The following is a 20,249-nucleotide window of genomic DNA, read 5'->3' as shown; positions in this document are numbered from 1 at the left end:
GATATGGAGTCAATGTTCAGGCTAAGGCTATGCCCAATGAATTTTTAAAAATAGATTTAATATGGGTACCCTAAAGTAGAGTATTGCCTTAATTTAATTTATAGACAAAGTTATATAAAAATGGCGCTACTTTAAGACAAGTAGCGCCATTTGGTTGTTTGTGCTATCAATACGAGCGTATCTTCAAACATTTTTATAGATGATTTGGTTCATTTGGGTCAAATTGAGAAGGAGTGATAAAGAGTCATTTTGTCAAGTGTTTCTATTAGATTAATGCAATTATATACCTGAATATACTGAAACACAAAACTAAAATATTGTTTATTTTATAATACAGTTCATTAGTAAATAAGTAGTAAAATTGATTTTTATATAAAATTCCACTTTGGTACATTTAAGTATATCATTACCAACATTATTTGCGTGGCCCAGTGGGCGTTTAGGAGTTTATCCAGCAAATGCTCAAGGACTTCCCGTATTAAGTCAACCAGGTAAAATAATTAAATTTACTCCTAAAAAATAATTTTATATTAAATTTAAAGTACAACATGAATTACATATCATGGAATTATAGAGGAATTTCCTTTTTTAAAGAAGAGGTTATTCACTTTAATGGTAAGGATAATAAAGAATTTCCATCAATAAGAGACTTTCAACGAAATGGAATCTATCCATCAGAAATTAGGAAGAAATTGTGTAATTATTTAGAGAATTGTCCGGAAATTGTTTCCACTTCTTACAGGCGGCTAAATGCTTATACTCTTGAGCCGATATTTTCTTTAACGTATTTTACAGATGGAGATTTTGTTTTTACTAATTTACTCCAGGAATATATCTATTATGATAATTTTGTTTTACCTCAAAAATGGTATGAATTAATTAAAACCCGAAACTATATCAATGACGATTTTGAATTAAACTATGAAAAAATTTCATCGGGAGAAATTGATGTATTTAATAATTTTGAGAGAAGTTTTGATGATAATAGTATTATTTTTGATGTGATTTTATAAAGAGGAAAGATGTAGTCTGGGTTTGTTAATACATTCCCAGAGTATTTATTAAGGTATTTCTGCATTTTTTTAGTAGATTTTGAACTGAACCTAATGAAAATGAATTTATAACGATGATGTTTTAATGTCAGATTTCAAACGCTCAAATAAGCTACTGTTTGGTGTTCTAAAAGCAAAATAAAAGGCGCCAACTGTATTTAGTTGGCGCTATTTGGCTGTTGGTGACCTCGACAGGATTCAAACCTGTAACCTTCTGAGCCGTAATCAGATGCGCTATTCAGTTGCGCCACGAGGCCTTGTGTTACCTTGTTGTTTAAGGGTTTGCAAATATAGCACTTTTTTCCGTTCTTTGAAAAATGAAACAAAGAATTTTACTTTTATTTACGGTTTTTGCGCTAACAGCTTGTAAAAGAGAATCAAAAATTTCGTCCTCAGACTGGACAAATATCTCCGCCCGTACCCAGTTTAAGGAGCATGATGGTACTTTGGAGCTGAAATCGGGGAATTTCACTTATAATTTTAAACAAAATCAAACTCCATTCAAGAAAATAATCCTGTTGAATGCAAGTATGGCAGGGTATATTTCAGAGCTTGGAGCAGAAAATTTAATCATAGGAGTTTCCAGCCCGGAGTATATTTATTCAGATAAAATCCAGAATCTACTGAAAGAAGGAAAAATTCAGAATGTAGGAAGCGAACAAAAATACGATGTGGAAAAGATCATTTCCATGAAACCCGATGCTATTTTTACCAATCATATTGCCAGTTTTGACAATACTTATGAGCTTTTGAAAAATAATGGCATCCAGGTGATATTTCTGGACGAATACATGGAACAGAAGCCTTTGGAAAAAACAGCTTATATCAAACTTTTCGGAGAGTTTTTAGGAAAAGAAAAAGAAGCGGAAACGAAATACCAGGAAGTTGAAAAAAATTATAATAATCTGAAGCAGCTTGCATCAAAGGCCAAAGAAAAGCCTGTGGTACTTGCTAATGAAATGTACGGAGATGTATGGTATCTTCCCGGAGGAAATACCTCTGTCGCTCATTATATTTCGGATGCCAATGCCAACTATGTCATAAAGGACAACAAAGATGAAAAAGCACTGACAATGAGCTTTGAAGAAGTATATGCCAAAGCAGGAAGCGTTCAGTATTGGGTGAATGCAGGAAGTCACACTTCAAAAAAAGAAATGCTTGGAATGAATCCTTTCTACGGAAAACTTAATGTATTCAATAATGGAAAAATATACACGATCGCAGGAAAAGAAAAACTGAAAGCTAATGATTTCTTTGAAAGTGGTGTAGTAAGAGCAGATCTTATTCTTAAAGATTATATTAAGATCTTCCATCCTGAACTTTTACCGGATTATCAGCTTACTTACATGAAAGAATTGCAGTAAAACTCATACTATTTGCTTATTTTTGCCTTTCCTTTTTATAAAATTATGTGGAAAAAAATTAAACAGCTTATCTTCATCATTCTGGTTCTGAATGTAGTGTTTATTATCTGGGGCAGGTTTTTTAATCCGCCAATTACTCTTACCCAAATAGGTGGCCTTTTTGAATATGGAAAACTGCACAGGGATTATATTTCCTATGACGAAATGGGAAGCAATGTGAAAAAAGCTGTAATCGCCTCTGAAGACCAGAAATTCTTTGCTCATGACGGTTTCGATTATACAGCGATCGAAAAAGCTATGAAATATAATGAGAAAGGCAAAAAAATAAGAGGAGGAAGTACCATTTCCCAACAGACTGCAAAAAATGTATTTCTTTGGCAGGGTAGAAGCTGGGTGAGAAAAGGACTGGAAGCAGTCTATACTTTTATCATTGAAAAAGTATGGAGTAAAGATATTATCCTTGAAAGATACCTGAATTCCATTGAAATGGGGCGTGGCGTATTTGGGGTGGAAGCTGCTGCACAATATTATTTTGGAAAATCATCCAAAGATCTAAGTGCTTCTGATGCAGCCTGGATTGCCGCTGTATTGCCTAATCCAAAAAAATATGATCCTAAAAATCCATCTCCCTATTTAAGAAAGAAACATAATTGGATTATGAGACAGATGAGGAATGTGAGTTTGAAATAGTATCTTTGTACTAATGAAATTCTTTAATTCCAGCACAAACTTTGAGTCAGTTCTTAAAAAATACTTTTCTTTTAAGAATGATACCCTTTCTTTAGAACCCTTTGCAGAGTTTTTAGAGACAATCAAAGAGGCAGACTTTACAGATGTGCTCAATTTTTTCAGAAGCAATCCTAATTTTGCTGAGAACTTTAAACATTATATCCACAATATTTTTAGAGGAAGACCTTTCAATCTTTCGTTGACGGAAGCTAATATTCTTTCAGAAAATGCCTTCTTTCCGGAACTTAAAAAAAGAATCCTGAACAAGGTTCTGCCACCTGTTGAAAATGAAAAAACAGTGTGGTTTATGATTGACAATGTGAGTCTTAGACCTAAGAAGGATCTTCGGTATCTTCATAATCTTCCTGAAAATGAGATTGATGAATTTTTAAACATGCTGGGAGCTTCAGATTTTATACTGAAATCCAATGTGAAGAAAGAACTTATTTTCTCTATGAATATTCTTTCCTGGAGGGTTACGGGAATGGCTATGGAAGTGGAAGTGGTGAGAATGGCTCCGCAGTACAGAAATCTGGATAATCCGTTTCTTGCGCTTCAGAACGAGCTGGAAACATTAGCGGAAGACCTGGTAAAAGATCCTGAACTTCAGCTGCATTCCAAAGACAGCAGATATAAGCAGATTAAAATCTATGCAGAACAATGCCAGGAATTTGTAAATATTGCTTTTAAAAATTCTGCCAAATATGGTATTTCCGGAAAAATTAACCAATCCCTGCTTAAGATCCGCCAGCAGACTGAACGAATTTATGATATCGTGCAGTTATTGGTCATTGATACGGATGAAGATGTTCTGATAAAATCTAAACAGTTGATTTTTAATATTCTGAGCTATAAATCTCATAAAAATAATATTTCTGATCTGATTAATGATAGTACAAGGCTGATTTCCCACCTTATTACTAATCACACTGCAGAAGCCGGGACTCATTACATCACTTCTACCCGGAAGGAGTATATGACGATGTTCTACAAGGCGAGTGGAGGCGGAATCATTGTAGGAGCACTTTGTGTTTTGAAAATGCTGTACGGGTATATCCCCGGAAGTGACTTTTCGCACGCTTTTCTATACTCTATGAACTATGCAATGGGATTCGTGATGATCTATCTGATGGGCTTTACCCTTGCTACAAAACAACCGGCAATGACTGCCGCTACCATGACAAAAGTATTGTCTGAAGAAGGAAAGGCTCAAAGAAATAATACTGAGTTTGCCCATTTGGTATCTAAATTATTCCGAAGTCAGTTTATTGCCTTTGTAGGAAATGTATTGCTTGCTTTTCCGGTGGCACTTGCCATTATTTACGGGCTGGATGTATTTTTCTCACAAAACCTGGCTGTAGACAGATCTGATAAATTGTTAAAAGACCTTGATCCTTTTAAATCAAAAGCGATTCTGCATGCAAGTATTGCAGGGTTTTATCTTTTTATTTCAGGGATTATTTCAGGGAATATCGGGAACAATTCCGTGTTTTACCAGATTCCTGAAAGAATTGCCAAGAACCTTTCAATCAGAAGCTTTTTCGGAAAGAAATTCGCAAAAGGACTTTCAAAATATTACGCTAAAAACTGGCCTGGAATTGTTTCCAACTTTTGGTTTGGGGTGTTCCTTGGGGCAACAGCTCCGGTAGGAATGTTTTTCGGGCTAGATCTGGATATCAGACACATCACCTTTGCAGCGGGTAACTTTGCGTTGGGATTGTATGGGAAAGATTTTTCAGTAGATTCTTATACGTTCTGGATGTCTTTTGTAACAGTTTTCCTGATTGGTTTCTTCAACTTCCTGGTAAGTTTCAGTTTGTCTATGTTCCTGGCATTCAGATCAAGAAAAATGAATTTTGGGCAAGTAAGTGAGATCTATAAAGAAATTTTCAGATATTTTACAAAGCATCCGCTGAAATTCTTCCTGCCATTAAGTTCCAGATTGGATAAAAAAGCAGATGATTTGATGAGTAGTACCATTTCCAATAAATCAGAAGAACATTAATAATTAAAATAAAAAATGCTACCCGAGGGTAGCATTTTTCTATAGGTATATATTTTGTGTCCTTATAATATTATAATATTTGAAGGTCATTAAATTTTTCTATCCCAAATTTATCCTGGAACTTTTTGAGATAGAAGCTTTTACGCATTTTAAAATCATGTTTCAGTAAAGGAGAATCAATTTTAATAATAATACATTCATTTTCTATATTGACACTTCTGATTTCATTGAAAAGGCTTTCATCAAGATACTCTTCAAGGAAATCTTTAATGTCAAAAGCAACAAGTTTATGTTCAAAACCATAAATTCTGGCAAAAGATTTTACCAGTTCAGAGGATTGATATTCACGTTTTTTCTTCTTCATAGTCGGGGTCCAGGTTTCAAGGTGCGTGATGAGTGCTTTGAGGTTTCGAGTTTCGTTTTGGATGATAAGTTAAGATAAAAAATATTACAGTATGGATAAATAAATTTAAATATTTTGTTTTTTTAATTATAATCAAGTATTTCTGTATTGTCAAGTACTACACTTCAAAAATTATACTTTCCTCGTTAATTTTCTTCACTACACTTTCTGTACGCTCTCGATGAGTGTCTGTAATGAAAATCTGTCCAAAGCTTTCTTTATTTACCAGCTCAATCAATTGTGAAACTCTCGTATCATCAAGCTTATCAAAAATATCATCCAGCAATAGGATGGGAGTCTTTTTTGTAAGTTCCTTTACAAGACTCATCTGAGCCAGTTTTAAAGAAATAAGGAAGGATTTCTGCTGCCCCTGAGACCCTGTTTTTTTGATTAAAATATGATCCATTTCAAAAAGAAGATCATCTTTATGAATTCCTTTTGAAGTATAGGTCAGCATACGGTCTCTTTCAAGGCTTTCTTTTAAAAGTTTTTCAAAAGAATCTTCCAGCAGATGAGATTCATAAATAACTGATACCGTTTCTTTTCCGCCGGAAATAATCTGATAGAAATTCTGAACAATTGGGTTGAGCTGCTCTACAAACTCTTTTCTTTTCTTAAAAATTTTAGTCCCAAATCTGGTGATAGGGTCATCGTAAATTTCAAGTGAATCTTTATCCCATGTTCTGTTTTTTGCAAAATATTTCAGTAATGCATTTCGCTGTTGAATTGTTTTCTGATATTGGATAAGATCAAAAAGATATTCTGAATCCGTTTGAGAAATCATTGCATCCAGAAACTTTCGTCTGCTTTCCCCTGAATCTGAAATAAGATTGGAATCATAGGGAGAAATCATCACACTCGGCAGGTAGCCGATATGGTCTGCAAGCCTGTCATAGCTCTTATCATTCTTTTTGATCACCTTTTTAGCTTCTTTCGGCTGGGTAATTCTGATGATATCTTCGCTGTCATCATTCATAATTTCAGCATCAAGAGTAAAGAAGTCTTCTTCTTTTTTAATATTATTGATATCTGTATTTCCCAGGAAGCTTTTTCCTACCGATAAATAATGCAGGGCGTCAAGAATATTGGTCTTTCCCACACCGTTATTGCCCACAAAGCAATTGATTTGTGGTGAAAATTCAAATTTTTTCTCAGAGTGGTTTTTGAAATTGTAAAGGGAAAGCTTCTTGATAATCATTTGTCAAAAATACTCCATTATTAGTAAAAATAAAAAAGGAAGTGCCGAACAAGTTTCTACCCCGAATGAAAAATAGCTGTCATCTCTTTTATTATCAGAGAAATAGATGAGAATATAAGTTACAATGCTGGCCATAAAAAAAGCTATGGCATAAGGTATTTCAAGATAAAAAAATCCGATGATATTGCTTATGAAAACAAGTGCATAGGCAATGTATTTGGTATTCTGAACACCTATCAGCATAGGAAAGGTTTTTACCGTATCACTATTCATATCCCGGATATCAAAAGGAAGCACAAGTGCGGTGATAAAGAAAAAGCTGATCAGAAAAATGGAAACACTGAATTCCGGAAGGGTGAGCCAGCAGTTGACCAAAGCCCAGACTAATCCAACATAAAAAACTTTGAGCAGTGGAATTTTCCGGATATAAACATCCAGAAAAAAACTGTTATAGAGAAGTCCTAATACTACAATAATAAACCATTTCAAAAGCCTGATTTCATTATGATTATGAATGATTAAAAAAGCACATGTGATTCCTGCAATTGCATTGATGACCACTATTTTGTAGAAATGCTTGGTGTATTGATATTTAGTATACAGATAACCACTGAAATAAGTGATGAAAATAAGTGCAAAAGTAGGGAAACGGAATGTGTTTTGCTCTTTCATGAAAAATACTGCAAAAAGAGTTCCCATAAGAGAGACATAAAATTGGCTGTCTATAACAGTTTTTTTCAGTATTTTTAAGATGTTCATTTATCAAAATTAATATATATGAAAAGATTTTCCAAGATTTTTCTGCTTTTGCTATTAATGCTAAGCTTTTCAACGGTATCCGCACAGAAATATTACGATACCCAATGGAAAAAAGTGGCTGAAAACAGTACAAAAGGAGCTTATAAATCTAATCTTCCCATCATTTTAGACATACAAAAACAAGCGATGAAAGAAAATAATACTTTTGAACTGATCCGGTCTCTGAAAGCGGAGTTCAGTATTGTAAACCAAACGGTGGATGATGATCAGAACGATTCCGCTTCCCAATTTTTTAAAAAGCTTAAAGATGCAGAAGGTAAAATGAGCGGGGATGGAAAATTATTATACAAAGTTTTACTGAATGGCTTTTTCATGGATTATTACAGCCAGAACTCATGGAAAATAAACGGAAGAACCAATATCAATTCTCAGGATATTTCACAGATTGAAACCTGGAGCAAGCTTGATTTTAAAAATTATTTGATAAAAAGCTTCCAGGAACTTGATCAGGAGAAACCTGAAATGAAAAAGATTGCTCTGGAAAAATATAAAAATATTTTTTCTGGTACAGGAGACATAGCCTATTTTCCAACATTGTCTGACTGGTATGCGATAAAGAAAGTAGCGTTTTTATCTGAAAACAATATTTTCACAAAAAATGAACTGACAGCAAACCGCATTACAATCAATGCCATTTATGATGAACTGATTGCTCAGAATACCGGAAATGCAAAGCTGTACTTCATGAAAGAAAAGATTGCAGAGAACTGTAACTTCAATCACTGTAAAGATAAGCTTAAACAGCTTCAGGATTTGCTGAAGTCTGACGTAGAAGGGGATTATAAGGTGATGATCATGGGGGATATCATGGATGAGCTGATCGGACAAAAAAAACCTAAAGAAGCTATTGCATTGGCTGCCCAGGCTAAAAATGAATATCCGAAGTCTCCATTTATTGAGAATATCAAAAGCAAGGAAGCACAAATTGTCAATCCGTATCTGACTTTGAAATATGAAGTACAGACTCAGAGCAACATGCCCATTCATTTTGTTGCACAATATCAGAATGTATCAGAATTTACCCTGAATATTTATGAAGTGAAAGACGATTTTACACCATTGCTTCAATACGTTCAGGACTCTTATTCCAATACCTTTGGAAAATTAAAGAAAAATCTGGTAAGGAAAGAAACATTCCAGCTTCCGGATCCTAAGGATTATCAGAATCATAAAACCTCATTGGAAGTGAAACCCCTTCCTTCAGGAGTCTATGTTGCTGAATTTACGGTTGCCGGAGCTGATATGAAAGATACGGATTCCAGACAGAATTTTTACTTTTTGGTTTCAGGAAACAAGATCATTTACCAGTCTAAAACAGACAGAAAACCTCTTGCAGATGAATTGAAATTGGTTAACAGTGAAAATGGTAAACCATTAACGAATGAAGGTCTTAGATTTTATGAATTTGTTTCCAATAAAACGTTAACTAAAATTGAAGGAACAACAAATGCAAACGGAGTATTTAAGTTCCCTTCTTCTGAAAATAAAGATTATTACAGAACTATCCTGATCCAACAGCCTAAGACAAATGATTTTCAGATCATGCAGGTCTATGGAAACAGAGGCTATGCTGACGATTATAACCCTAACAAACAAACCCGTTCAGCTGCCCAGATTTTCATAGACAGAGGAATTTACCGTCCCGGACAGACTGTTTATTTCAAGGTAATTAATACCAGAATCAATAAAGAAGTTGAATCTGTTCTTTCAGGATTAAAACAGAAAATCACTTTACTGAATACCAATAGTGAAGAGGTTTCTTCGCAGGATTTTACCACCAATGAATTTGGTTCTTATCATGGAAGCTTTATCCTTCCGAAAGGAAAACTGAATGGTAATTTTTATCTGAGAATAGACGGTGAAAGCCAGGGATATAAAAATTTCAGGGTAGAAGAATACAAAAGACCTAAGTTTGAAGTCACCTTTGATCCTGTAAAAGAGGAGTATAAATATGGTCAGACTATAGAATTGAAAGGAAAAGCAGTAATGTTCTCCGGGGTTCCGCTGAATAATACTACAGTAAACTATGAAATCAAAAAACAGAATATCAGATGGAGGTATTTCAGCTGGTATCCACAGGACAATGATAATGAAAACTCAATTCTGGGTGAAGCAAAGACCAATGAAAAAGGAGAATTTATTATCCGTTTGGAACTTAAAAAAGATGAAAAACTGGAAGGGATACAAATTGATAACTACGCCATCAATGCTTCTGTTACAGACATCAATGGAGAAACGCAGACTGCAAATACTCAATTGAAAGTAGCTTCGGTTTCTCACTACATTCAGGCAGAAAACATCAGCAATACTTTTGCAGATGAAAATGTGAAAGTGAAGGTAGAAACCAAGAACTATAATGATCAGAATCTTAAGAAACCATATCAGGTTAAGTTATCAAAACTAATAGCTCCGGACAGGATTTTCAGAGATAATTTCAAGTCTGATGTTCAGAATCTACCAAAATATTCAAAAGAAGAATTTATCAGCAAATTTCCACATGATCTTTTTGATAAAAATGATGAGATCAAGAATTGGAAAACAGAAAAAGTATTGGTTGAAAGACAGCAGCAGCCATCTGCTGACAACGCTCAGCTTTCAACAAATCTTGATTTAGGAAAACTGGAAGCAGGAGATTACCAGCTGGAACTTTCCAATATTGAAGGGAAAGACACTATCAAAAGTGCTCAGAATTTCAGTGTTTGGGATAAAACTTCTTTAAAGCCAGCTCAGAAAACATTCCTTACAGTTATTGCTCCGAAAGAAGAATTGTCAAGAGGAGAGAAGGCTAAAGTTTATGTATTCTCAGCAATTCCTGATGCATTAGTGAATGTTTTTGTACAAGATGGATCCGGAAAAACGGTTTCAGAAGTTCATCAGATGAAAAAAGGGATATTGGAATATACTGTTGAAATTCCTAAAGACAAAAGTGTATCTGCACTGAATCTGCAGTTCCAGCTGGTTGCATTTAATGACGTGAGAACAGAATCTGCAGCTTTAAATATAAAAGACACAGAAAAACCTTTAAAAATTGAAACGGTAACTTTCAGAGACAAACTGGAACCGAATTCTAAGGAAAAATGGACGGTAAAAGTAACCGGAAATGATAATGAAAAGATCAATGCTGAGGTATTGGCCAATATGTATGATATGTCTCTGGATCAGTTTGCCGCAAACAGTTTTAGTTGGAGAAAATTGTACACACCATTTGTGATCGTTACTTCATATGGTATCAACAATTACCTGCAGCAGCAAAACTATCAGAAAAGGCTGAGATATTTTGAAGACAAATATGTACAGGTTCCACAGTTTAACTGGTTTGATGGTGACTTTTTGTACATATTGCAGGGAGAAGTTGCAGGGCTTCAAAATAGAGAAGGTGTTAAATCCCCGGCTTATGAACTTCCACCATCACCAATTGCAGGTGCGAAATTTAAAACTGCCAGAGCAGCAGTTGCACAAGAAGTTGTGAGGAATAAAGCGGTAGATGCAATGGCATCTAATGCAGACGGTATTTTAGATCATGATGATGTAAAAAAAGACCTGGACAAAGTAGCTGTCCGTAAGAATCTGAACGAAACTGCTTTCTTCTATCCTAATCTGAAAACTGATGCGGAAGGAAATGTAAGCTTTGAATTCACTTCTCCGGAAGCGTTGACAAAATGGAAACTGATGTTCTTGGCGCATACCCAGGATGCAAGAGCTGCGACATTGGAAAAAGAAGTGGTAACACAAAAAGAATTCTCGGTAACTCCAAATTATCCGCGATTCCTGAGAGAAGGTGATGAACTGAATCTGCAGTCGAAGTTATCCAACCTTACAGATAAAAAACTAAACGGTTCTGCCGAATTACAAATTCTGGATGCATTTACCAATGAGAATATTTCTTCAAAATTTGGAATGAGTTCAGGAGCACAAAATTTCAGTTTAAATGAAAACGGAAGCAGTGCACTTACATGGAAATTGAAAGTTCCGGACAATGTTTCCTCTATTATTTTCAAAGTGGTTGCTAAAGCTGGTGCGTATTCTGACGGAGAACAACAGGCCGTTGCCATATTGCCAAACAGAATGCTGGTAACCGATGCTGTTCCTGTTTTTGTGAAAGAAGGTGAAACCAAAACATTTGTACTGGATAACCTTAAAAACAATACATCCACAACAGCTTCTAATGTTTCCAATACACTAGAACTGACAACCAATCCGATCTGGGAGATCATGTTTGCCCTTCCAAGTCTGAAAAATGATCAGAATAATTCTGCAGATGTGATCTTTAATAAATGGTTTGCGGATGTGCTGGCTTCAGAAATATTCAAAGCCAATCCGAAAATGAAAACGGTTTTTGAAGAATATCAGAATAAAGGATTATTGAATTCAAATCTTGAAAAAAATCAGGAACTTAAACAGTTGTTGCTGGAAGAAACTCCTTGGGTATTGGAAAGCAAAAATGAAGGAGAACAGATGCAGAAACTGGCATTGTTATTTGATGTCAATACGATGAAGAACTCTATCAATCAGGATTGGGATGATTTCAAAAAACTGCAGAATCCGGATGGCGGATTCTCATGGTATCCTGGTTATCCAAGTTCTTACGGAACATCATTATATATCCTTAAAAACTTAGGGAAAATCAATTCATGGTTAAAAGATAATGCAAAAGACTATCAAAACTCAGAACAAAACAGTCTTGTGGCTAAACTTATTCAGTATGTAGACAATGAAGTCAACAAATATTTTGATGTAAAGAAAGGCAATGTTTGGAATAACTGGGCAATGGATTATCTGGACACCAGAAACTACTGGGAAAAACAATATCCATTGAAAGGAAAAGGTGCTACCCTGAAAACGTTAGTTAAACAAAAAGCAAAGACAGCAAAGATCACAGACTTCACATTCTTCGGACTTCACCGTGCAGCATTGTTAATGAATGATTACGGTCTGAAAGATGTATCTGATAAATTGATGACCTATCTTAAAGAAACGTCTACGGATACAAAAACACAAGGTGTTTACTGGAAGCAAAATCTTAATGACTGGGGATGGTTCGGTTCAAAGGTAGTAAACCACGCTGGAGCATTAGAAGCATTCAACAAGTTAAAATCTAATGACCCAAGTTTTATTGAAGACGTAAAAATCTGGCTGGTAACTCAGAAGGAAGTGAACTCATGGGGAAGCTCAAGAGGGACAGCAGAAGTGATCTTTACTATTCTAAATTCAGGAAAATCGTGGACAGGAGCAGAAAGTGATAAAGCTACTATCATTTGGGGAGGAAAAGAACTAGCCCCCCAGACACAGGCTACAGGGTATGTGAAATCAACATTGAAACCAGAAGCTATAGATAAAAACTTAGCATCCGTGACCATTACAAAACCAGGTCCTGGAATTGTTCAGGGAGGATTGTTCTGGCAGTATTATGAAGACCTTGATAAAATCAAATCTTCTGAAAATTATATTTCTGTAACGAAAGAACTTTATAAAAAAGTAAAAACCGTAAACGGAGAAGAACTTCAGAAAATCTCTTCTGAAACACCATTGAAAGTAGGAGATAAAGTAACTGTAAGAATGATTCTGAATACAGACAGAGCCATGGAATTTATCCATATTAAAGATATGCGTGCGGCAGGATTTGAACCTGTAGACGTATTATCCGGGTATCAGTGGAAAAATAATCTTGGGTACTATCAGTCAACTAAAGATGCCTCTACCAATTTCTATATTCAATACATGCCAAAAGGAAAATATGTTTTTGAATATGACGTAGTTGCCAATGCATCAGGGAAGTTTTCCAACGGAATCACTACCATGCAGAATTACTATGCGCCACAGATGAATGCTCATACAAAAGGAAGTAATGTTGCAATTTCAGAGTAATTTATAAACATAGAAAACTGTAGTAATTTTTTTTACTGCAGTTTTTTGTTTCTGGATTTTCAATATAGAATTAAATCGAAAAACCAAACAATTGTTTAATTTTGGAATGGTTTTTGGAATTAGATTAGTACAAATTAAAAAAATTATAAAGATGAAATTTTCTAAAACTTTAATTACTGGATTGGTATTGATGGCTGGAGTAAATGCTTTCGCACAAAAGAAAGCAGAAAAGTTTGAAAAACTACAGATTGAAATGTTCCCAAAAGCTAAAGAAGGATATAAACAAGTATATATTCAGCTTCCAGTAGCAAAAAACGAAAACGATTTAAAAGTTGAACTTTTTGTAGGAGCTGAAAAAATGTTAGACTGTAACAACTATTTCCTGATGGGGGAAATGAAAACTCAGGATCTTCAGGGATGGGGCTACAACTATTATGAAGTAGAATCTAAAGGAGAAACCGGCGGAACCCTGATGGGCTGCATGGATAAAAAACTGACTAAAAAGTTTGTTACCCTAAAGCCTGAAACGGTAAGATACAACAGTAAACTTCCATTGGTATTCTATGTACCGAAAGATATCGAAGTTCGTTACAGAATTTTACGTCCCGATGCTGGCATGAAAAAAGCAGTTCAAAGATAAATCAGCTTATTATAATTATACAGAAAACTCTTCACAGCGATGTGGGGAGTTTTCGTTTTTTATCTACAGTAGTAGATGGGATTAAACATGGCGTTTGTCATTCCATATGAATCCCGTTTCCGAAATTTAGAATCGGAATAAAAACCAGCAAGTGATGTTTTTCCGGTAGAATATTCCTACATCCCTTTATTTCCCAATAAAAATACAATGAAAATGGAACGGAAAAAGTAGAGTTAAATATTTTTTCAACATTTTTTAGTTTTTAATTAACATTTAAACGCATCTGGCAAAACTTTATTTTATAAGCTTTTAAACTTAAACACATTTTAAACTTACTTTAAATTCACCATATTGTAGAATTATCTTTAAGGATTTTACTTTTTTTTGCATTATATTTGTTGTAAACATAAACCATGAAAAACAATTTATTGATTTTTACGTTTAGTTTTTTTGCTTTCCCCGCTTTTGGCTGGGCACAGTCTGCGCCGGATTTTAAAGAACTTCTGGATAGTGCTATGGTTCGGGACTCGAACCTCAAAATGCAGGTCACCCAAAACAAACTTACCGATCTTGACGAACACAAGCTGAAAGATATCTTTCTTCCTACCCTGGAATTGAGTGGTAAAGCAGGTTATCTCAACGGAACAGCAAGACTTACGTCACCGGAAATCAATCTCGCTCCATTTATCAACATTCCGGAAGGAGCTTTTAACAATAACTTCAATGTATCAGGATTTTCAGGTATTGCCAAGGCAGATGCCAAAATGCTTCTGTATTCAGGAGGAAAGGTGAAGTATATGAAGAAAGCTGTTGAAGAAAAGAAGAAATCTGAAGATATCCTTTTGGAGAAAACAAAAGATGAGGTTATAGCTACTATTTCTAAAGCGTATGATCAACTGGCTTTGATTCACCAGTCTAAAAAAGTGCTGGATGAAAGCAAAAAAAGACTTGATATCAACAGAAAAACAGCAGATAAAGCACTAGGTTACGGTTTGATTACTCCTTATGATCATAAGAAAATCGAACTGGCTCAGGCCACTTTAAATGCTAAAATGGTAGAATATGAAGGGAAGAAAGAACTGCTTCTTACCCAGCTTTATATTTTAACAGGAATTGACAGAGAAAGGCTCAGAATGATTGATCCCGTATTATCTCCTGTAGAATTGCTGGCTGCAGAAAAAGGAATAGAACAGAGAGCTGAAATCCGTGCACTGGAACACGGCATAAGTGCTGCAGACTATAAAATAAAAGCCGAAAGAACGTGGATGATTCCTAAAGTACAGCTGATGGCTTCTGCCTATTATATCGGATTGTACGGAAATAGGATCAAATCCTCGGAAAACGTCATTCCTGCAGTTCCAATACTTGGATATGAAGGGAAAAAACTGGACTGGCGACCTAATAATATCAACGTATTTCCATTGATTACGGCAGGAATAGGTTTTAAATGGGAGATTTTTGACGGCAAAGAAGGAAAACATGCTGAAGAAACAGCTAAAGTTGGAAAAGAAGTTCTGCAGAACCAGAAAGAAGATGCCCTGAAAAAACTGACACTGAACCTGGCCAATAATCAGACCAATTATGATATTGCTTCCGCGCAGATTACCTTAAAAGCTAAAGAAAAAGAACTCGCAAAAAATGCACTTGTACAGGCAGAAAAAGAATTCCGATACGGAATGAGCAAATCTTCACAGCTTATTGATGCGGAAAACGATCTTGAAGCTTCAGAACTGGAATATCAAAATGCCATTTTCAACCAGAGAAGAGCGGGAATAGAACTGATGAGATCTACCCAGGAGCTGGATATCACCAAATTTTATTTAATCCCTTAAAAATTTAAATGATGCATAAAAATATATCTATACTCTTCGCTGCTCTGTTTTTGTTGGGGAGCTGTGACAAAAAAAATGAAAAGATCAAAGATCCCGAAGGAAAAACCAAGAAGGATGTGATCTCTTTTGCCCCAAAAGTTACCGGAAGAATTTTAAAAATATATGTTTCCGAAGGGCAGACCGTGAAAAAAGGAGATACCCTGGCACAGCTAGACGTACCGGAGGTTTCTGCAAAAATAGCACAGGCACAAGGCGCAGTAAATGCTGCTTCAGCTCAGGAACAAATGGCAAAAAATGGAGCAACAGCTGATCAGCTGAGACAGCTTCAGGCCAAATATAAAGGTTTGAAAGAACAATATGAATTTGCCCAGAAATCTTACAAAAGAGCAAATAATATGTTCCGCGACAGCTTAATGTCTCCACAAGCTCATGATGAAATCTATGCCAAATTACAGGGTGCGAAGGCACAATATGATGCTGTAGTGGCAGAACTGGATGATGTAAACAGAGGAACCCGTTTTGAAAAAATAGAAATGGCAGCAGGACAGGCTTCACAGGCCAAAGGAGCTTTGCAGGAAGCCAATGTAGCCTATTCCGAAAGATATATTATTGCCACCAACGATATGGAAATAGAAACCATCAGCTTAAACACCGGAGAATTGGCAACAGCAGGTTTCGCTCTGTTTAACGGATATATTCCGGAAAGTACTTATTTCAGATTTACCATCCCGGAAAGTGCCATTTCAAAATATAAAAAAGGGCAGGAGGTTACTATGCAGGTCGTTTACAATAAAGAAAATCTCACAGGAAATATTGTATACATCAAACAGCTTACAAAGTATGCGGATATTACAACGGCTTACCCTGATTACCAATTGCAGGATGCTATTTATGAGATCAAAGTAAAACCTAAAGACATGAACAAAGCTAAAAGTATTTTAGTCAATGCCAATGTCATCCTGAAATAAATTGAAAAGAGCAGATGAAGTTTCTATCGAGTTTCATTTTGTTCTTCAACATATAAAAATCTACAGATGAAAGAATTTTTCCGTCTTTTGAAACGTGAGTTCAAACTTTTTATCAGCAATTCTACCTTAAGGACAGTGTTCTTTTTGGCACCGGTCTTTTATGCAACCTTGCTGGGGTTTGTCTACAAAAGCGGAAAAGTTGAAAATACTCCCGTATTGGTGGTGGACAGAGACAATACTCCTTTGTCCAGCCAATTGACTGAAATGCTGGATGATAATAAAAGCATCAAAATTATCAGATATCTGCAGGAACCTCTGAGCATCAAAGATGAGGTCATCAGGCATGAAGCGGCGGCTGTAGTAATTATTCCCTCAAGATTTGAAGGAGATATGCTTCAGAAAAAATATCCCGAACTGAATGTTTACATCAATACCGGAAATGTTTTAACGGCAAATTTCGCCTCCAAGGCCCTTCAGCTGACCATAGGAACATTCTCTGCCGGAGCATCCATCAAAGCTCTTCAGAAAGCAGGAATGCCTGCCGCAAAGGCAGCTACACAATATGAACCTTTCAAAGCCAATTATATTACCCTTTTCAATACTACCGGAAATTATCTGATCTTTATGTGGCCGGCGATGCTGGCGGTGGTATTGCAACAGGTGATCCTGCTGGCGATGGCAGTAAGCTTTGCAGCTGAATTTGAAAGAGGATCTTTTGTAAAAGAATATCTGAAAATGAAAAAATGGGCTTTCCCAACTATGCTTATTAAAGTCATTCCTATCTGGGTGTTTTCTATTCTCATTGTAGGTATTTATTACTTTATGCACATGATTTTTAGAGTTCCAATGCCGGAAGGAATACTCAATTTTATTCTTCTGACAGCAGTTTTTGTAGGATCAGTTTCATTTTTAGGTGTATTTATCAGTATCCTGATTCCGGATGCTTTGAAGGCGACACAGATCCTTATGGTTATTGCTTCACCGGCCTTTATCATCAGTGGTTTTACATGGCCATTGAGTGCGATGCCTGCTTTCGTTCAGTTTATCGCCAATATTATTCCGTTAACTCCCTTTTTACAGGCTTTCAAAATCTTATTGATTCAGAAAGGTTCCGTAGAACTTACATTCCCTTACCTGAAACATTTAAGTATCCTCTTAGTAATATATGCCGTTATAGGCTGGATTGCTTTAAAGATCAAACTTTGGTTTATTTTCAGAAAAGCAGCGCCACAGGAAATTGTGGTTGAGAGTGCTTCTCAGGAGGATAGTGAGTAATTTTTTGTTGCTGATTGATTTGTTGCTAGTTTTTTAGTTGCGGGTTAGTCACTTTTGTTAAATGTTTAGTTATCAGTATTTAGGCTAAATAATTCAAAATATTAGTAAAAAATAAATCACATCATCTGAACCCTATATTCTCATCACCTGAAAACCCTCAAACCCACATTACGCGTCCCATATCTTAACCTTTATCCCTACACTTAATCACAAGCCCGCAACTAAAAAACTAGCAACTAGCAACTCATAACCCACAACCAATAATCCAGAAACCCCGCAACCCGAATCCCACAATTAACAACTTTCAATTTTTTCACTCAACGATTAAATCAAACAAAAAAACTAATATATTTGTCCATAGTAAAATAGAAATTATATGGAAAATGTATTTGATGCAAAAGATGCTCAAAATTATATTGATAGGATAAATAAATTGGTAGAAGACACCCATGGTTTATGGGGTAAAATGACGGTAGACCAGATGCTGGCACACTGTTGTATAACTTATGAAATGATTTATGAGCCGGAAAAACATAAAAAACCGGGATCTATTGCAAAATTTATATTAAAAACCTTTGTGAAACCTAAGGTAGTGGGAGAAAAAGCATATCCAAGAGATTCTCCTACTGCTCCGCAATTTTTGGTGACTACCAGAAAAAACTTTCACGAAGAAAAAACAAGACTGATTGGTTTTATTCAGAAAACACAGCAATTGGGGGCAGACGCTTTTGATGGAAAAGAATCTTTTTCTTTCGGAAAATTAAAAGCTCAGGAGTGGAACAATATGTTTGCTAAACATCTGAACCATCATCTGTCACAATTTGGCGTTTAAAACTCACTGTATGAAAAAACTTTTATTACTCTTCCTTCTGGCGGCCAATTTTGTATTGGGGCAGATGCCGGATATTTCAAATACCTGGCTGAACAACAGTAAACCTTATCTGGGTACTATCGGAAACAAAGGCCAGGAACTGAAACTTAAGATCAATATTTCTGAACAGAATAAAAAGAATGATCAGGAGTATTTTGTTTCAGGATATTCTCTTGTGGATACCAATTACACAAAATTTGAAGGTAAGATTACCATTTCAAAATATAAAGATTCCCGGAAGCAGGGAACTGTGTTTGGGGAATATGAGTTGGCAGAAGAGAATAAAGGAAAACATTCAGGGCTCTTTAAGGGAAGATTTGTCTATAATTTTAAGTGGAATAAGAAAACAGAAAAGATTGAAGGACAGTATATTGAACTTATAGGAGACTGGAGAAGCTATGACGGAACCATAGAGTTTAAGACCCATTTAAAAAACCAATAATCATGCTGAGAAGAATATTAGCTGTATTGGTGGGGCTTATCGTGGGTTCCATCTGTATTACCGGAGTGGAAAAAATAGGACATTATCTGTATCCTCCTCCAGCAGAAGCTGCTGCCGGAGATATGAAAGCTCTGCAAATGTATATTAGTGATGCTCCTTTTATGGCACTGTTTTTTATCATTCTGGCTTATGCCTTAGCAGCGGTTGTTTCCGGATTTACAGCCTCAAAAATTTCTAACAACGGAAAATCTACATCAGCTGTAATCTGTGGAATCATTTTTTTACTGATGACCATTTATATGATGGTATCTTTACCTACTCCCATCTGGTTCTGGATTTTAGGAATCTTCGTTTGGGGACTGGTTTTCATAGGACATAAACTCGCTTTAAAAACAAAGAAAATATGAAATTAGGAGCATTTTCAATCAGCTTAAGTGTAAAAGACCTTCAGAAATCCAGGGACTTTTATGAGAAACTTGGCTTTACAACCATGGCAGGAACTACAGAAAGTAACTACCTGATCATGAAAAACGGTTCTACACTGATAGGACTTTTTCAGGCAATGTTTGATGGAAATATGCTTACTTTCAATCCGGGATGGGATGAAAATGCACAGAATCTTGAATCTTTTGAAGATGTGCGTGAAATTCAGAAAAGATTAAAAGAAAGCGGAGTTGAAATCGGAAAAGAAGCTGATGAAACAACTTCGGGACCTGAACATATTTACCTGAAAGATCCCGATGGAAATATGATTCTTATAGATCAGCACAGATAATAATTAAAAAC

Annotated in this window: 16 protein-coding genes and 1 tRNA gene; 13 read left to right on the top strand and 4 right to left on the bottom strand. The window is 35.6% G+C overall.

Features of this window, described 5'->3' with window-relative positions; all coding sequences use genetic code 11:
* Window positions 1–548 precede the first annotated feature (548 nt).
* Window positions 549–1,013: a hypothetical protein gene (locus KIK00_RS07245; protein ID WP_255815876.1), complete on the top strand. Its 465-nt coding sequence runs from the start codon at window positions 549–551 to the stop codon at window positions 1,011–1,013.
* Between the two features lie 219 nt (window positions 1,014–1,232).
* Here the strand turns inward: KIK00_RS07245 and KIK00_RS07240 are convergent.
* Window positions 1,233–1,309 (bottom strand) — tRNA-Arg (locus tag KIK00_RS07240).
* A 60-nt stretch (window positions 1,310–1,369) separates the two neighbouring features.
* Between KIK00_RS07240 and KIK00_RS07235 the strand changes: the two genes are divergently transcribed.
* From KIK00_RS07235 to KIK00_RS07225, 3 genes are read left to right on the top strand one after another with little or no spacing between them, the layout of a single operon-like run.
* Window positions 1,370–2,416 carry an ABC transporter substrate-binding protein gene (locus KIK00_RS07235; protein WP_255815875.1) on the top strand — a complete coding sequence of 349 codons (1,047 nt, stop codon included), beginning with the start codon at window positions 1,370–1,372 and terminating at the stop codon, window positions 2,414–2,416.
* Window positions 2,417–2,461: 45 nt separating this feature from the next.
* Window positions 2,462–3,106, top strand: coding sequence for a monofunctional biosynthetic peptidoglycan transglycosylase (mtgA, locus tag KIK00_RS07230; RefSeq protein WP_255815874.1), 645 nt, complete (start codon window positions 2,462–2,464; stop codon window positions 3,104–3,106).
* A gap of 13 nt (window positions 3,107–3,119) precedes the next feature.
* Window positions 3,120–5,150 (top strand): site-specific recombinase, encoded by a 2,031-nt coding sequence (locus KIK00_RS07225; protein WP_255815873.1) that lies wholly within the window; start codon window positions 3,120–3,122, stop codon window positions 5,148–5,150.
* Window positions 5,151–5,220: 70 nt separating this feature from the next.
* Here KIK00_RS07225 and KIK00_RS07220 read toward each other — a convergent pair whose 3' ends face one another.
* From KIK00_RS07220 to KIK00_RS07210, 3 genes are all read right to left on the bottom strand, one after another.
* Complete coding sequence (locus KIK00_RS07220) at window positions 5,221–5,514, bottom strand: hypothetical protein (RefSeq protein WP_034699575.1); 294 nt, start codon at window positions 5,512–5,514, stop codon at window positions 5,221–5,223.
* Window positions 5,515–5,671: 157 nt separating this feature from the next.
* Window positions 5,672–6,751, bottom strand: coding sequence for a DNA replication/repair protein RecF (locus tag KIK00_RS07215; RefSeq protein WP_255815872.1), 1,080 nt, complete (start codon window positions 6,749–6,751; stop codon window positions 5,672–5,674).
* 3 nt (window positions 6,752–6,754) lie between these two features.
* Window positions 6,755–7,510 carry a hypothetical protein gene (locus KIK00_RS07210; RefSeq protein ID WP_255815871.1) on the bottom strand — a complete coding sequence of 252 codons (756 nt, stop codon included), beginning with the start codon at window positions 7,508–7,510 and terminating at the stop codon, window positions 6,755–6,757.
* A gap of 18 nt (window positions 7,511–7,528) precedes the next feature.
* Here KIK00_RS07210 and KIK00_RS07205 point away from each other — a divergent pair, with 18 nt between their 5' ends.
* The 9 genes from KIK00_RS07205 to KIK00_RS07165 all read left to right on the top strand — a co-directional run bounded on the left by KIK00_RS07205 (window position 7,529) and on the right by KIK00_RS07165 (window position 20,238).
* Window positions 7,529–13,435, top strand: a complete 5,907-nt coding sequence (locus tag KIK00_RS07205) for an alpha-2-macroglobulin (protein WP_255815870.1) — start codon at window positions 7,529–7,531, stop codon at window positions 13,433–13,435.
* Window positions 13,436–13,586: 151 nt separating this feature from the next.
* Window positions 13,587–14,075 carry an ecotin gene (locus KIK00_RS07200; RefSeq protein WP_255815869.1) on the top strand — a complete coding sequence of 163 codons (489 nt, stop codon included), beginning with the start codon at window positions 13,587–13,589 and terminating at the stop codon, window positions 14,073–14,075.
* 413 nt (window positions 14,076–14,488) lie between these two features.
* Window positions 14,489–15,907 (top strand): TolC family protein, encoded by a 1,419-nt coding sequence (locus KIK00_RS07195; protein ID WP_255815868.1) that lies wholly within the window; start codon window positions 14,489–14,491, stop codon window positions 15,905–15,907.
* A gap of 11 nt (window positions 15,908–15,918) precedes the next feature.
* On the top strand, window positions 15,919–16,875 hold the full coding sequence (locus tag KIK00_RS07190) for an HlyD family secretion protein (RefSeq protein WP_255815867.1): 957 nt from the start codon (window positions 15,919–15,921) through the stop codon (window positions 16,873–16,875).
* 66 nt (window positions 16,876–16,941) lie between these two features.
* Window positions 16,942–18,150, top strand: a complete 1,209-nt coding sequence (locus tag KIK00_RS07185; RefSeq protein ID WP_255815866.1) for an ABC transporter permease — start codon at window positions 16,942–16,944, stop codon at window positions 18,148–18,150.
* Between the two features lie 376 nt (window positions 18,151–18,526).
* A complete protein-coding gene (locus KIK00_RS07180; RefSeq protein ID WP_149832696.1) occupies window positions 18,527–18,982 on the top strand; it encodes a DUF1569 domain-containing protein in 456 nt (151 codons plus the stop codon).
* A gap of 10 nt (window positions 18,983–18,992) precedes the next feature.
* The gene (locus tag KIK00_RS07175; RefSeq protein WP_255815865.1) at window positions 18,993–19,463 is read left to right on the top strand and encodes a hypothetical protein; all 471 of its coding nucleotides are present in this window, start codon (window positions 18,993–18,995) and stop codon (window positions 19,461–19,463) included.
* Between the two features lie 2 nt (window positions 19,464–19,465).
* Window positions 19,466–19,870: a hypothetical protein gene (locus KIK00_RS07170; RefSeq protein WP_255815864.1), complete on the top strand. Its 405-nt coding sequence runs from the start codon at window positions 19,466–19,468 to the stop codon at window positions 19,868–19,870.
* Window positions 19,867–20,238, top strand: coding sequence for a VOC family protein (locus KIK00_RS07165; protein ID WP_047378065.1), 372 nt, complete (start codon window positions 19,867–19,869; stop codon window positions 20,236–20,238). The genes KIK00_RS07170 and KIK00_RS07165 overlap by 4 nt, the downstream gene beginning before the upstream one ends.
* Window positions 20,239–20,249: the final 11 nt, after the last annotated feature.

Source organism: Chryseobacterium sp. MA9 (genome assembly GCF_024399315.1).
Lineage (GTDB): Bacteria > Bacteroidota > Bacteroidia > Flavobacteriales > Weeksellaceae > Chryseobacterium.
This window is presented reverse-complemented; position numbering and strand designations above follow the sequence as displayed.

Bases quoted from the DNA above. Each gene is read 5' to 3' on its own strand.
- KIK00_RS07245 (WP_255815876.1), top strand. From the start codon at position 549: ATGAATTACATATCATGGAATTATAGAGGAATTTCCTTTTTTAAAGAA.
- KIK00_RS07235 (WP_255815875.1), top strand. From the start codon at position 1,370: ATGAAACAAAGAATTTTACTTTTATTTACGGTTTTTGCGCTAACAGCT.
- mtgA (WP_255815874.1), top strand. From the start codon at position 2,462: ATGTGGAAAAAAATTAAACAGCTTATCTTCATCATTCTGGTTCTGAAT.
- KIK00_RS07225 (WP_255815873.1), top strand. From the start codon at position 3,120: ATGAAATTCTTTAATTCCAGCACAAACTTTGAGTCAGTTCTTAAAAAA.
- KIK00_RS07220 (WP_034699575.1), bottom strand. From the start codon at position 5,514: ATGAAGAAGAAAAAACGTGAATATCAATCCTCTGAACTGGTAAAATCT.
- KIK00_RS07215 (WP_255815872.1), bottom strand. From the start codon at position 6,751: ATGATTATCAAGAAGCTTTCCCTTTACAATTTCAAAAACCACTCTGAG.
- KIK00_RS07210 (WP_255815871.1), bottom strand. From the start codon at position 7,510: ATGAACATCTTAAAAATACTGAAAAAAACTGTTATAGACAGCCAATTT.
- KIK00_RS07205 (WP_255815870.1), top strand. From the start codon at position 7,529: ATGAAAAGATTTTCCAAGATTTTTCTGCTTTTGCTATTAATGCTAAGC.
- KIK00_RS07200 (WP_255815869.1), top strand. From the start codon at position 13,587: ATGAAATTTTCTAAAACTTTAATTACTGGATTGGTATTGATGGCTGGA.
- KIK00_RS07195 (WP_255815868.1), top strand. From the start codon at position 14,489: ATGAAAAACAATTTATTGATTTTTACGTTTAGTTTTTTTGCTTTCCCC.
- KIK00_RS07190 (WP_255815867.1), top strand. From the start codon at position 15,919: ATGCATAAAAATATATCTATACTCTTCGCTGCTCTGTTTTTGTTGGGG.
- KIK00_RS07185 (WP_255815866.1), top strand. From the start codon at position 16,942: ATGAAAGAATTTTTCCGTCTTTTGAAACGTGAGTTCAAACTTTTTATC.
- KIK00_RS07180 (WP_149832696.1), top strand. From the start codon at position 18,527: ATGGAAAATGTATTTGATGCAAAAGATGCTCAAAATTATATTGATAGG.
- KIK00_RS07175 (WP_255815865.1), top strand. From the start codon at position 18,993: ATGAAAAAACTTTTATTACTCTTCCTTCTGGCGGCCAATTTTGTATTG.
- KIK00_RS07170 (WP_255815864.1), top strand. From the start codon at position 19,466: ATGCTGAGAAGAATATTAGCTGTATTGGTGGGGCTTATCGTGGGTTCC.
- KIK00_RS07165 (WP_047378065.1), top strand. From the start codon at position 19,867: ATGAAATTAGGAGCATTTTCAATCAGCTTAAGTGTAAAAGACCTTCAG.